This window comes from Sphingobacterium sp. WM (genome assembly GCF_029542465.1).
Taxonomy (GTDB): domain Bacteria; phylum Bacteroidota; class Bacteroidia; order Sphingobacteriales; family Sphingobacteriaceae; genus Sphingobacterium; species Sphingobacterium cellulitidis.
In genome coordinates this window covers 4,057,721-4,071,964 of record NZ_CP120709.1, presented here as the reverse complement: position 1 = coordinate 4,071,964, position 14,244 = coordinate 4,057,721, and the positions used below count along the sequence as shown (strand labels likewise).

The following is a 14,244-nucleotide window of genomic DNA, read 5'->3' as shown; positions in this document are numbered from 1 at the left end:
CTATTAAAAAGATAAGCCTATTCGAATATAAGGAAGTACTGCTTCTTTACTCACCCCAACGGTTGCTTGGATGGTCATCAAATCCGCCGGCATAAAATAAATTCCTCCACCAGTACCCATATGCCATTGATCAGACTGCTCATTCGGCATCCAAACACGACCCACATCATAAAACCCAATTAATCCAACTGTTCCTGGGACCAAATAAGAACTGTAACTAAATAATTTAAGCCTGGCATCCAAATTATTATAAACTGCTGTTTTGCCTGTAAAACGCTGTGAGTTAAATCCTCTTAAGCTTCGCTCGCCACCAATCTGCGCATGTTGATAGAAATAAGGGTCGCCCCAAACAGTATGAACTCCGGTCCGGTTTGCAAGGGTAAGATGGTCATTAAAGATGGTTTTATACAAGCTTAAGGAATTGTCCCAAGATGTAAATTTTCTTTTCAAACCTTTAATCTCTGCCTTCCAATCGAACCTTGAAAATAAACGAATCCCTTTCTTAGCATTGTTTTTATTATCTCGGCTATCATAATCGAAGCCTACTGTCGCTCCAGTAAAGAATTTACTGTCGAAAATATTTTCTTCAGGATGTAAAAGATTAAAATCGTTGAAAAACTTTTCAATATTGTTCTTCATCCGACTAGTATAAAACTCAGAGCTTGACCCATAGAAAAGCTTTAGTTTTTCCAACGGTGAATATTCTAAAAAGATATCGGTGTTTATTAAATCATATCGATTTCGGTAATATGATATCTCAAATTCCTCACTTTTATTATAGATTGAGTTATTTCCATAACCAAAAAAGTTGCTTTGATTAAATGGTCCTAATGCTCTAAAATCAATTGCTAAATCTTGTTCTCCAACGAGCTTTTTGATATTCCCTTTGTATTCAAAAATAAAGGATTGCCTTCCAGTCAAGTAGCTCGCCATAAACTCATGGCGGTAGGCATAAGGGCTCTTTCGGAATCCTTGGTTCTCGATCAGATAACCAGCCCCAATTATTAATCCGCGATCAATTCCGTAATTAAAGTTCACTAATACGCCTTTCCTGTCATAGACAAAATTGTCATATTGAAATTGATGTACAGAACTATCATTCTTAAGCCGATAGTGAATATTTCCTAAACTATTAAACGTATTGCTCTTGTCAACTTTGCTATCGTATAAATAGGTCTTTCTTCCATTGCTGAAAGCATCCGTTGCGCTGTATATATCATGCCCTGAACCTCCAATTATCCTTAGCTTAATAGGCGATTTTCCTTTGCCATGCAGCTTGTACTCATCCTCCCCAGCCATTCCATATATTCGGATTTCCTCGGTCTCCAAGGGATGGAATCTACGTTTAAATATTCTAGCACCTTCTGTTCCATCCTTCTTCTTATTATGAATGTCAATGCTGATACTCCCGTCCTTTTGAAAATCAATGTCGATGAACTCTCGCTTAGCAGACAAGGGAAGATCAACAACCTTTGCCAAGGAATGATAATAGTCTGTTGCTGCGCTTTGCAGCTCATCTCTTCGCGACTTGATATTAGTTTCAAGTTCTTCAGCACTTAATTTCACAATGGTATCAGGCATTTGAAGCATCGCCCGATGGATTAATGAATCGGTTAATGTGTTTTGAAGGATTTGAATTTCTTCATTCCAGTCAGATTCATTCAAATGATTCAAGAAAAAACGATCAAAGTGTCTAGCATTAAAATTCCAATGAGCAACATTTCTGATATGTGGACTAAATGGCTGTAAATGCGCCTTTAGCCATTGGTATGAAAGCAAGACCGGAAAGATTCCCGATGTTTTGTAATATACTTTATCACGGTCTCGAGGAACTGGCGAATAGATTTTCTTTCCTTTTTCTTTCTCAGGATCCCAACGCCAATTATCCTCATGCCGATCCCAATCACCCAGCACAAAATCCAATAATCTAGCACGTAGGGTAAGCCTTTGGTCAACTTTAGTATCATTATCGTCCAGTACCTGGGAAATAACTTTCAGTGTATTGTCTGTTTTCTCATTCTCAAAAGGCATCCGAGGCTCAAACATATACGGTCTATTTCTGAATATGGGTTGGAATTCACCTAATCGAGGATCATCCGCGACATAAACCAATTCTGGAGCCGCATGCGGTATTGCTAATGCAGTGTTAAAAGTCGGGACAGTCAATGCTCCGAATGGATGGGCAATGGAAATCTGATCTTGAACAATGTCCTTTGCAATAGTCTTCCGCAGGCTCTCAGGTAAACTCCGCTCCGGATATTTCTGAATAGAACGCAATACCCATTCCGCACCATTGCCATCCAGCAAACGCAAGGATTGAGTTTGCATACCGCCACCCAACTTGACAATATTCAATCCTCCTTTCTCTTTAGATAAATCCATAATCCGCATCTTAACCGGCGTATTGTACAGCTTTCTATAGCTATCGCCCAACCAATAGCGATGTATCATAGAAACCTGATCATATTCTGGTGCTATAACCGTCGTGATGCTATCCTTTGATTGCGAATGTAGATTTCCAGCAATAAAAAATAGGATTAAGAAAATATATATTCTAAATGGAGTATGCATGGATTAATAACTAGTTTCTTCAAATTTTATTCTGACACGCATGGCTTTCAAATCACTGATCCCCTGTAAGTTTTCTAGTTCCAGTTCCTCTATCTCCGGTTCAATAAACCCTAACTCTGAAACCTCTTTTAAGCAGGCCCTCAATTCTTTGGCAATCTTATTTCTACTATAAACAATAGCTATCGTATCTGGTTTAACCAATCTTTCCGATGAGTTTTTGATGAGTGCTTTATCAATTCTTTTTTTGATGATCTGATACCTGATATTGTAGGACCCTTCTACATCAAATCGCCTCTCATCTTCCCGAAAACTAATGTCTATTGGATTCGGATGGATAAAGACCAATTGTGTCGTTTCAAGGGGTATACCCAGATTCTTTTTCAATCGTTGGGTTTGTTGACCAATCTTGGAAATATTGATAATCTGTTCCTTTCTAAAATCCCGCAATAACTTCGGATTAAATGGAGTTAATGGAGAAATAGATTGCCCAACATAAAGGTCATATTCAATCCCATCAGTACGAAAAGATTCAAAATAAGATGGATAGATTTCTTGGACCTTACTATTGAATCTCTTTAATTCCGCGTTGATTGTTTGATTCAGCTTCTGCAGCGAATTTTCAAATTGTTGACTTTTTGAGTGCAACTCATTTTGACTATAGCTTAGTTTTCTGCGGCACTCCCTCAGATCCGAAAGAACCTCAGGATGTTTCTTTTCGAGTGAATCCAAGAAGTTGGAAACATCTTCCTGAAAAAATGAAAGGGTATCCAAGAGATAATGATCCAAATTAGGACCACTAATCCATTTCTTGGTTTCCAAAAATCGCTCCTCGAAATTAGAGTCAATATTAAATTGTAATTGCTTCTCGGCTCTTTCGATTAACTCCTCAACATAACCAATCCGAATCATCAGATCATCCCGATATGATTTATTACGTAGAAAACTTGAATCCTTAACATCTACCGCTGCATAAAACGGATAGACTTGCTTGAAAACTATTTTTGGAGGCTCAGGCTCGGACTGATTATTTAATAATTCACCCAGATATTCCGCCGCAACCTGATTGAACCTCCATTCTACTGCAGGTTGTAGGGCAGTATATTGATGAAGAATTACATTGTTCAATTCGTTTTTGAAGCTATAGACAATTTCATTGGCCAGCTGAGCCATTAAGCTGTAATAGGACTGAACCTGAACCAACATGTTTCTAGTCAGTTGCGTTCCGTTGCGACTATAAACCTCAAATATTCCAACAAGATTATCATTATGGATTAATGGAAAACAAACGTAAGAGGATATGCCAGTTCGTTTCAAGCTGTTCTTTAATTTGCTATCCTCAGATTCTAATCCTTCTAGAACCCCAAAGGAAAGTATAGTTGGATTCTCCATAAATTGGAGAAGCTCCCCCTGATTAAAATAATGCTCATAGAACAATTCATCACTCAGAATAACGCTATTCTTCGCAAGTTCAGTGGATAGAATTGGCGCACCATTTAATTTTAAGATTGGATAAAATGATGTTTGAATATCTTCAATGGAAAGCATTCCTCTTAAGATCTTATTTAACTTGCCCAATCCATCAGCACCCTTATAGATACTTAGGTTATTGACCAAATCCTGCAAACTTTCCGTAAGAAACTCCTGCTGATAATCCTTGATGGTACAAATGGTAAATCCAGAGAAAATAAACTTGCTGAGATCGAATTCCTTCAATATCGGTGCTAGATCATCATAATCCAATGATTCCTTATTCTTCAAAGGCGTAAGGTCAATCTTTGGTATTTCTCCCTTCACCTCAATTTCTACAAAGGTATAATCGATATCAAGTTCATAATAACGGTCAAAAACACCTGCTTTTTTAACATACCTCAGTTTTGTATTAAAAGGCCCAATATTATACAGCCGTCCTAATACGAGTTGGAATAATTGTTTGTTGGTAAATTCAATATCCCAAAAACTAACTTTTGAATAGGAGAGGATCTTCTTAAAATCATTTTCTACCAACTCATAAAACGCATCCGTGCCATAAAATACTCGATCGGGAATCGGAAATCCCAAGCCCCATTTGATATTCTTATCAAGCGGTACACCTTTTGCTAAATGATAGATGACCTCGAAAACATCAATAAATGAAGAAATATTATCAGAATTGATATCTCCAAATTGCTCCATTTGTTTTCGGATGATATCCTCCGTCAATTTGGGGATCAACATTCCAGAATCCTGGGTAGTCTTAGTCAGATAGTTTAGGAATGGCCATAAAGATAGATTCTCCTCAAGGTTCCCATCTTGGAGTATATCATTATCAATATGTACGGTTTTCAGCAACATAAAATTGGATTGGTAGCAAAACTATTTCGTGACGTTGAAGTCGATGATAGTCTCATATGATTTAGTCAAGGAGTCTTTAGGATTATCGATATAGAAGGTTAATCGCAATTGATTATTGTCTAAAATATCAATTATACTAAATCCTTGTTTGTTATATCCATACTTCAATGGCTCGCGCTTATGGATGTCAGATTGCTTGGAACCCGATCCACTCACCACCTGACGAATATTGTCCTTTTCTATATATTGAAGCCCGTGATCATGCCCCGAGATAAAAACGACCTTAGGATGATCTTCACAAACTGTCGTAACGCGTTTGATCATATCCTGATAGATTGGATGTTTTAAATCTTCAGCAAATTTGATTACATGACTTCGGAGTAGGGGATAGAGCGATCCAATTCCCGGAAGTGGAATATACAAGGAAGACTTAATATCTGTTAAGGGGAAGATATGATCTTTCCAACCATAGATTAAACTATGATCCCCATAAGATACCATGGGATGATGCGATATCATCAATACCGTTTTATCCTTGTTTGCTTCTAAGATCTCTTTAATTTTCTGAATAAATGCTTCTTTTTCTGGCTCAACATCGCGGTTATGATATGGGAAAAGCCAAAATTCGCTATCATAAAGTATAGCGACAGTCTGATCATTCAAGGTTAGTACCTCCGGACCTAAAGTCCCCGCTTTTTTAGGGAGAAACTGCAATCCTGAATCCCCATAATTGTTGAGGTAATTTGCTTGAGCCTCTACTTTCGCTAATCCTTTCTTTCCAGATTTATCCCAGTCGTGATTCCCCGCTAAAAAATATACAGGTACATTCAGTTTACGGAATCCCTCGAATTGAGATTTTAAGATCTCGGCAGTTTCTTCCTTCCCAGGGCTTGTTAATCCCAAGCCATCCGGATAAATATTATCCCCAATGAAAAAAGCTCTCGTTTTCGTCGGAATTTGTAACCCGTTCGCCTTCTCTATCAAGAAACTTTGTTTGGTATTTATCTCCCCAGCATCTCCAAAAATGATTAATCGCTGATCAATCTCCTGTGCAGAAGCAAAGTGATAAATAAATAAAAGTAATAGGTAAAAAAGCCTTCTCATTAATTTAAGTTAATCTGATAAATAAATGCATTCTTCGACTTTCCTTTTTCACTGCTAATAAATAGCTTGTCCTGATTGTTGAAGCTAATTCCTTCAGGTTGTTCAAACTGTTTTTTCTTGAATCGATGAACCTCCCTAGGAACAAAATTCTCATCTAATATTAACAAGAGATTATCAATAGATGACAACAAGTACCATTGATTGTCAGAATTCCTTTTAGAGATTGCAGAAGGCTTCAATGACTCAATGTTTTTGGAATCTATCTCTGCAATTCCACTTAAATCAATCGAAAATGGATTCTTTAAACTCACTTCACCCATTTCCGCAATATTCAGAACATAGCCTGTAAGCTTGGGTTCACCTTTGTCTAGCTTACAAGTTTTACAAATCACCACTAAGCTTTTGGATTTTGAATCATAAGACATCGATTCATATTCTCCTTTATCCAATAGACCCTTGAAAACTGAAACTTTTCCTTGATCAATATCCATTGTTACTGGAAAACTAAAGATCGTCCCATTGCTTTGCAGCACATAAAAGTATTCCCCATCTGTAGTAATTTCTTCATAATCCGCATCGGGACCAAACTCAAATTGTGATTTGATAACCCCATTTTTGAGATCATAGGTAAAGACAATTCCATCTTCATCTTGAATAACATACGTTATATCATCACTGTTTGATAGAAAGGTCATTCCTGAAATTTCATTCAGTTCTGTTGGAAGAGTATAGGTCTTCTTAGCATATAGTTCCGATGAACCTGATTTTACTTGGTCCGTGTCATTGTAAGTTGTTTCTCGCGTCTGTGTTTGACAAGCAGACAAACTTGAAACCATCAAAAAACTCAATAAAAATTTATATCCCATCATTATTTTGCGAAAAGTACTGCAATGCAAAATGCAGCGATTGAAAGAATTAATCCACCCATAAATATAGCATAGGCATATCGGAGCAATTGGTATTTTCTGCCGAGAACGACTCCTTGGGAATAAACATCCTTGGTTAGCATTCCATATAAAAACTCCTTATCATCCATTGCTTTATTCATAGCCTCTTGATATTCCTCAAATTTGGTTTTATAGAAGTTGCCAAAAAACAGGAGGTTAACTGATTTGTTCTGAACTTCCGTAGGGCTAAAATGACCTTTAGGAATTTTTGGAATCGTAGCCAGGATAGCTAAAACCATTGTTGAGACCGATGTGCTCATTAGTAAGACTGTAGGTACAATCAAGTGTGAGTTGCTGTCCAAGGCCTTGAGTAATACTGCGACAATGATGGATAGAATAATAGAATTAACTGTCAGGAGGATATTGGATTTGTTATCCGCCATATCACTTAATCGCTGGCTATTGGCAGAGGTAATTCTAAACATAGTTTCAATCCCACGTTCTGGTTTTTTCAACCTATCTGTATCCTCTCCTTGCTTTGTTTCCCTTTTCTTTTGTTTTCTAATCAGGGATTCAAGGTTCTCCAACTTTCCTGCATTTAATTTATTTTGAGCATAATCTGTATGGTAGACGTGATTTTCCATTAGTTTGATGGTTCTATCTCGCCAAACTGATTTGTCGATTTTGATGCCTTTAACATATTCAGCTTCCTTCTGCATCAATTTATTCCGCCCATCAAAATCCTTTGTCCCCAAATGGAATAAGTCAGCATCACAGATGATGCTTTCCAATAGGGTCCGTGGAGACTGAGGCATCTTGGTCGCCAAAATACAGGACTTTACTTTTTCAATAACATCTCCAGGAACTTGATTCTCTTTCAGAAAGTTCTCAGCAATTTCCTCACTTCGCTTTTCATGCCCCTTTGCACCACCAAAAATATAGCCTATATCATGAAAGTATGCCGCACAGATGACCACAAACCTATCTGTTGCATCCAAGGCATAATGATCCGCCATTTCCTTAACCGCAAGAACGACATCCTTGGTATGCTCGTCATTATGAAAGCAAAATTCTGCCTTATGCTCAAAAGCAATCTTTCTTAAATAATCAACAATCTTTGGTATTAAAAGCTCATAATCCATATTGTATTGTGTATATGCCTAATTTTATCCAAAATTAATGAGATAAACCTTGTTTTATGCAGGTTAACTGAAAAATGACCGTAATAACGAAAATCCATAAAAAGTAAAGAAAATTATTTTCATTACATTATTTAGATTCGTTGGAAAATAAAAAATCCCCAGGATTACTGGGGATTATGTTAAAGTTTTAAAGGCTTTGTATGACCTTATTTGTCTACTTTGATGAAAACGCCATCAAGATCGAAATCCAAATCTGTACCATCAGTTAATTCAATCTCATACCCATCATCTTCAATCTCGATACTATTAATGCCTAATCCAAGATAATGCTCTGTAACGTAGTCTAGAATATCCTTAGGAACAAATTCTGAAGGAATTGTACCAACGTCTTTTACAGCTTCAATTTCAACCCAATTGCCATCCTTATCAAACTCAATCTTAATTCCGTTGTCAAGAATAACTTCAAATTCTTTCTTCGTTAGGTTATCATTTACTTTGGATAATTTAACATTCTTAGATCCTTTAAAGCTTGCTGTTAAAAAACTGTTTGCTTTACCTGGTAAAACAACATCGTTTCCATTGTCATCTTTGCTACATGATACCGCAAAAATTGCAATCGCCAGTAGTAATGATAATCCTAGTAATAATTTTTTCATAAATTTTTTTTTTGTTATCAATAAAATGTTTTTCATGCAGTGTCAAAACCTTATTTAGATAGTTTCTACACTGTTGATGTCTTATTAACGATATCAATTCCAATCCATTAGGCATTACCACTTATCAATATTTAATCATTAAACTATTTGATATAAAATTGGTAAAACATTGAATTATAGCGGTTATTGCATTGAGTAATAATTTAATTCGACCATTTTAATATGTTAAATTTATGTTGCCAATATGTTATGTAATTATCCTTATTAATATTCAGTTTGTATCATTTCGAAAACAATTTGAAAGAAAAACATAGTTTAAATGCAGTAGGGGCAGTTTTTGAAAGGCTTTTTTCTTTTAGCATCACCTATAGACCTTATCATTTTATGAGAATTTGAATAAAAAAGAAAGGCTGCCTAATTATTAGACAGCCTTCAATCAAATTTCTTGTAATTGGATTATTTCTCCCACCAAACTTTGGTATGGTAAGTATCACCTCCCATTTGTTCTACTGCCTTTGCGTAGTTCGTAGGGTTGAATCTTCTTACCTCATTTTTATACATAAATCTTGATGGCATAACCCCATCATGTAGCATAAATTCTGTTTTTGGTAATTTCGGAAAACCTGTTCTTCTATATTCAAACCATTGCTGATAGTCTACCATAAACAAACCCAAGTATTTCTGTAACATAATTCTTTCCAATGTTCCATTAAATTGTGCCTCTGGCTTGTCAAAGTAATTCGCTGGAAGAACCCCACCATATTGTTCTATGGAGGCTTTTACTCCTTTTTCATATGCCGCCTTTGCTTCTGCAGTCTGTCCCAAGGCTAAATAGGTCTCTGCCTTGATAAATTCAACCTCTGAATAAGGCATGATGATTTCCTTTATCGGAGTACCAACTACATTAGGATACATTAAATCTCCATTTGGTGTACTTGGACTATATTTAATCCCAGATAAATCGCCAGAATGACCCGCCGGTATGCCTTTGTATCCTATTTTAACAATCTTGTTATCCACTAATTCCGTGGCTTCGGTCATAATAAATGGTCTTCTAGGATCCTCTAAACTATTTAAATGATCAACAAAGAAGGAGGCCATTGCTGTAAAATTCACATAATCTTGACGACGACCCCAAGCATAATCATAGGGTGGAATTCCAGTGATGGTTACCATAGCAGCCTCGTCATTGGATGTGAAAATTGGATAATTCTCAGGATCATCTAGAATAGCCTTGATCTTAGCATATGCATTTGTCCTTTTTGATGTCCTTAAAATATAACGTAGTAAGATGGAATTGTTGAATTTCCGCCAATTCTCCTTTTTGTTATTATATAAAAGATCATTTCCATTCATGGTTGAAGGATCCGTATATGTTGTGTTCGCCTTTTCTAAGGCCGCAATCATATCCATATAAATCTTTTCTTGGGTGTCGAATACAGGTTGATCCACCCCTTCCTCAGCTTGCATAGCTTCTGAAAGTGGAACATCTCCAAAACTATCGGTAAGGATTCCTACAATATATGCTCTTAGAGTAGTTGCTACAGCTTCATACACCGGGAGCTTGGTATTCCCATTAATTGCTGCACTCTCTAACTCGCGTACATTTCTTAGAAATCGGTAGCAATTGTTCCAGGTTCCATCACCCGAGGTTTCCGTAAAGTAATAGCGATGGGTCCCATTTGCAGCACTTGGATTTGATAAGCCATCCTGCATAATTTCCCAGGTAAAACTGTTGCTCCTTGTGGTAAAATAGGTCGACATACCATAAACCGTTGGTGTTACTAAGGTTCCTGGGGCAACCACCTCTAGTTTATTTGGATCTGTGTTCAGATCATCAAAATTTTTGGTGCAACTTGTTAATCCTCCTGTCAATACAAGAGCAATTAATATATTTTTATAGTTGATTTTCATTATTTTCTGCTTAGAAGTTTACTTTCAAATTCATCCCAAATGTTCTTGTACTTGGCATCTGCCCCATTTCAACACCAGGCATAATGGTAGCACCATTCAAAGCTGCTGTTTCAGGATCGTACATCGGAAAATTGCTAATCATGAATAGATCTCTTCCAAAAAAGGCGACCGAAGCGCTATTCATCTTCCATCTTGATACCCATGTTTTTGGTAATGCATATTCAAATCTAACCTCGCGAAGTTTCAAATAGGAAGCATCAAAACTGTTGGTTTCAACATTCGCTCTTCTATAATAATCGGCGTAGTAGGTGTTAATTGCAACTTCTTTCGTATTTGGACTGAAAGACCCATCTTCATTCTGAATAACTCCTTCACCAACTAATTTCCCTGTCTCACGGCCACGTAATGTGTGCTCCAACTTTCCTTGCTCCGTCATCTTATGATGCGTTTGAGAATAAACAATACCGCCGTATTGGCCATCAATTAAGGCGCTAAGGGATAAATTCTTATACCTGAATTCATTGTGGAAGCCCCCACGCCAATCAGCATAGGCATTGCCAATTTTCACTTTATCCTCAGGACGAACTGGCAACCCAGTTTTCGCATCATAGATAACCTGCCCTTGATCATTGCGAACTAAGCCATAGCCCCATAGGTCTCCTGTAGAACCACCAACAGTGGCAATGATCTCTGCAACTCCTGATCCGCTGGATGCAATTATCTGCTGTGGTGTCTCAACACCTTCACTCAATTCTAATATCTTGTTGTTGTTCTTCGCCCAGTTTGCACTTACATTCCATTGGAAATTTTCATTTCTAACTGGAGTGCCTGATAAACTCAATTCCCAACCCCTATTCTGAATCAAACCACCATTGATAATCTCTGAACTAAAACCCGTCGTCACATCTCTGGGGACCCGTAATATTTGGTTTCTCGACCTGTTGAAATAATAGTTTACATCTGCGGTCAAGCGATTGTTAAAAAAGGAAATATTCAATCCAGCTTCTGTAGAGTTTGAAATCTCCGGTTTTAAATTAGCATTATGCAACAAGGATGGTGCCTCCGCTGAACCTGGAAAAATCGAGGAATTAAAATATTTGATAGTTTGATATGGATCGGCATCATTACCTACCTGAGCCCATGAAAAACGTAGTTTCGCAAATGAAATTGAACTCGGCATCTCCAGCATCTCACTCAATACAAAACTACTGCTTACGGATGGATAAAAATATGAACGGTTATTACTTGGCAGGGTAGATGACCAGTCATTTCTTGCTGTTAAATCAACAAAAATCATCTCTCTCCAACCTAAGTTGACCATTCCAAAAATACTTTGAATCTCTTTTTGCGTGATAGTGTTGTCAGCAAATGGAGAAGTGGAAGCGTTAGAAAGTTTATAAACTCCAGGAGATGTCAGGCCACGTGCTAAACCTATGTTTTCTTTGAGATCTCGTCTCATCAAATTTCCCCCTAGGGATGCACGTATGCTGAAATCCTCATTGATCTTATCATTGAAGGAAAGTAACGCATCCGTATTTGATTCCATATAGAATAGATCTTGTTGTTTGTAATATCCTAAAGGAAAGTTCGCGGTATCCCAAGGTCTCCGTTGCTGTCTCTGATCGGAACGCATAGAAATACCCGATCTTAACATGATCTCCCATTTTGGGTTAAAAGTATACTGCCCCTGCAACATCCCATCAATACCATGACTCTGCAGTGAGTTTGTCATCTCATATGCAATGATGAATGGATTCTCGATGTAGGAACTGAATGGATGGATTTGTTCAATGTTTTCTCTATCCTTCTTCCACATCGGACGATACCAGTCCAAACTGATACTTGGATTTTGGAAAATCATAAAGTATGCAATAGATTGATTGTTATATCCTGTCCCAGGTAGATTATCACTACTCTTATTTGTATAGTTCACCTTCATATTGATGCGCAATTTCTCACTGAGCTTTGCTGAAGAGTTAATGGCAGCTACCAATCTTTGAAAGCCTGTATTCGGCATGATCCATGAATTCTTGGTATGGGTTAAGGATGCCCTTGAGCTAAATACCTCATTCCCTCCATCCAAGGAAATACTATTCATATAGGTTTCTCCGACATTGAAGAAATCTTTTACCCCGCCTTTATATGCAACCCAAGGTGTGCGTGTTGTTCCACCGGTTTCTGTATTTGGATCATATTGGAAATATTCTTGGCCATTAAACTTAGGTCCATAGGCACTGGAAGTAGATCCTGTGTTCTTTCCGTCTTCGGTAAGTCCGTATGAATAATATTGCTCTCCATCAGCATTTCGGTCCAAATTTCCTTGACCATATTCGTATTGAAAGTCTGGCCATTTCAATATGGATTGAAAACTGCTGTTTGAATTGATGGAAATACCAATTCCTTTTTTATTCTTATTCCCTGACTTAGTGGTAATAATCAAAGCTCCATTTCCTGCTCGGCTACCATAAAGCGCAGTCGCAGCAGCTCCCTTTAGTACCGAAATCGATTCTATGTCGTCGGGATTGATATCCCCTAAACCATTTCCAAAGTCAATCGGAATATCTTTGTCCGGTCCGCTTGAGCCTGCACCATATGCATCAGTAACGCCTGAACTAAAGCGGCCATTCACCATTGGGATACCATCCACAACTATTAAAGCCTCATTATTTTTAGGATCCAATGAACGGTCACCTCTTAAATTGATCCTAGCGGTATTTAATGGACCTGAACTTGCTTGGGTAATAGACAATCCTGCAACCTTCCCTTTCATCGCATCTACCCAATTGCTAGGTGTCGCATCCGTCATTTGCTTACCTGTTACCTGACTTACTGCATATCCTAATGATTTCTCCTCCCTCTTTATCCCCAATGCAGTAACAATTACTTCCTCAATCGACTCATCTGAAGTAGTCAAATTTATGCGGACTGATTGACTATCTGAAGTCCATTGCTGTGTCTTTGAATGGTATCCTAGACTCTGAAATATGACTGGCTTGCCAGCTTCAACTTGGATAGAAAACTCGCCATTAGCATTGCTGCTTGCGATGACTTTGCCCTCTGAAAGAATGGTTACCCCACTCAAACGGGTATTAGTACCTTCGTCATAAATAACCCCAGAAATACTAATCTTTTGTTGATTGGCCCAGACCTTTTTGGCAACCTCGGTTGGATAGGAATTAGCCAAAGACGGACTAAAGCCTAAACCTAATAGTAAAATAAGTGTACTGTAGGTTCGTGTGGAACCTCGATGAAAATCAGAAAAAACCTTTTTCATAAAATTTGGATGTTAGATGGAGAGGGGTTCATGGTTGAATTCCTCAGCAGGCTCAAAATTAATTAGGTGTTGTTAAGATAATGTTATCAAACGGTTAACAATTAATAAATCAATAATACTGAAAAATGTTTTAGCTAATTAATAATAAATAATTATTGATTTTAGGCAATGCTAGAAGGGCTGTTTTTGAGAATTGTAAAATTTAGGTTAACCATATAACCCTTGTCATGATTGTAATAATCATTCAGTAAATCCTGTTCTAAGTAAAATTGAATGCTTCCAATGGACTTTGGAAGAAAAGGAGAGGTGAAATCTTGTGTTGAAATAAAGCTTTGATATTTTTGGCTTTCCCTGGAGCTGATTTA

8 protein-coding genes are annotated in these 14,244 nt (G+C 37.4%); all 8 read right to left on the bottom strand.

From position 1 onward, the window contains the following. Positions 1–3 precede the first annotated feature (3 nt). The 8 genes from PZ892_RS17285 to PZ892_RS17250 all read right to left on the bottom strand — a co-directional run bounded on the left by PZ892_RS17285 (position 4) and on the right by PZ892_RS17250 (position 13,879). Positions 4–2,571 carry a BamA/TamA family outer membrane protein gene (locus PZ892_RS17285; RefSeq protein WP_094282035.1) on the bottom strand — a complete coding sequence of 856 codons (2,568 nt, stop codon included), beginning with the start codon at positions 2,569–2,571 and terminating at the stop codon, positions 4–6. Between the two features lie 3 nt (positions 2,572–2,574). Beyond that, positions 2,575–4,902 carry a GAF domain-containing protein gene (locus tag PZ892_RS17280; protein WP_094258733.1) on the bottom strand — a complete coding sequence of 776 codons (2,328 nt, stop codon included), beginning with the start codon at positions 4,900–4,902 and terminating at the stop codon, positions 2,575–2,577. A 21-nt stretch (positions 4,903–4,923) separates the two neighbouring features. Further along, entirely contained in the window at positions 4,924–6,006 is a 1,083-nt protein-coding gene (locus PZ892_RS17275) for a metallophosphoesterase (RefSeq protein ID WP_094258734.1), read from the bottom strand. Then, positions 6,006–6,875, bottom strand: a complete 870-nt coding sequence (locus tag PZ892_RS17270; RefSeq protein WP_094282036.1) for an SdiA-regulated domain-containing protein — start codon at positions 6,873–6,875, stop codon at positions 6,006–6,008. The genes PZ892_RS17275 and PZ892_RS17270 overlap by 1 nt, the downstream gene beginning before the upstream one ends. Then, positions 6,875–8,035: a Pycsar system effector family protein gene (locus PZ892_RS17265; protein ID WP_182497661.1), complete on the bottom strand. Its 1,161-nt coding sequence runs from the start codon at positions 8,033–8,035 to the stop codon at positions 6,875–6,877. Before PZ892_RS17265 ends, PZ892_RS17270 begins: the two co-directional genes overlap by 1 nt. A 206-nt stretch (positions 8,036–8,241) precedes the next feature. Then, positions 8,242–8,691 carry a PepSY-like domain-containing protein gene (locus tag PZ892_RS17260; protein ID WP_179221522.1) on the bottom strand — a complete coding sequence of 150 codons (450 nt, stop codon included), beginning with the start codon at positions 8,689–8,691 and terminating at the stop codon, positions 8,242–8,244. A gap of 456 nt (positions 8,692–9,147) precedes the next feature. Then, a complete protein-coding gene (locus tag PZ892_RS17255; protein ID WP_094282039.1) occupies positions 9,148–10,605 on the bottom strand; it encodes a SusD/RagB family nutrient-binding outer membrane lipoprotein in 1,458 nt (485 codons plus the stop codon). A 10-nt stretch (positions 10,606–10,615) separates the two neighbouring features. Next, complete coding sequence (locus PZ892_RS17250; RefSeq protein WP_094282040.1) at positions 10,616–13,879, bottom strand: SusC/RagA family TonB-linked outer membrane protein; 3,264 nt, start codon at positions 13,877–13,879, stop codon at positions 10,616–10,618. Positions 13,880–14,244 lie beyond the last annotated feature (365 nt).

What these genes read in the sequence shown, in the direction of transcription:
- PZ892_RS17255 (WP_094282039.1), bottom strand. Translation starts at nt 10,605, where the DNA reads ATGAAAATCAACTATAAAAATATATTAATTGCTCTTGTATTGACAGGA.
- PZ892_RS17265 (WP_182497661.1), bottom strand. Translation starts at nt 8,035, where the DNA reads ATGGATTATGAGCTTTTAATACCAAAGATTGTTGATTATTTAAGAAAG.
- PZ892_RS17275 (WP_094258734.1), bottom strand. Translation starts at nt 6,006, where the DNA reads ATGAGAAGGCTTTTTTACCTATTACTTTTATTTATTTATCACTTTGCT.
- PZ892_RS17285 (WP_094282035.1), bottom strand. Translation starts at nt 2,571, where the DNA reads ATGCATACTCCATTTAGAATATATATTTTCTTAATCCTATTTTTTATT.
- PZ892_RS17260 (WP_179221522.1), bottom strand. Translation starts at nt 8,691, where the DNA reads ATGAAAAAATTATTACTAGGATTATCATTACTACTGGCGATTGCAATT.
- PZ892_RS17270 (WP_094282036.1), bottom strand. Translation starts at nt 6,875, where the DNA reads ATGATGGGATATAAATTTTTATTGAGTTTTTTGATGGTTTCAAGTTTG.
- PZ892_RS17280 (WP_094258733.1), bottom strand. Translation starts at nt 4,902, where the DNA reads ATGTTGCTGAAAACCGTACATATTGATAATGATATACTCCAAGATGGG.
- PZ892_RS17250 (WP_094282040.1), bottom strand. Translation starts at nt 13,879, where the DNA reads ATGAAAAAGGTTTTTTCTGATTTTCATCGAGGTTCCACACGAACCTAC.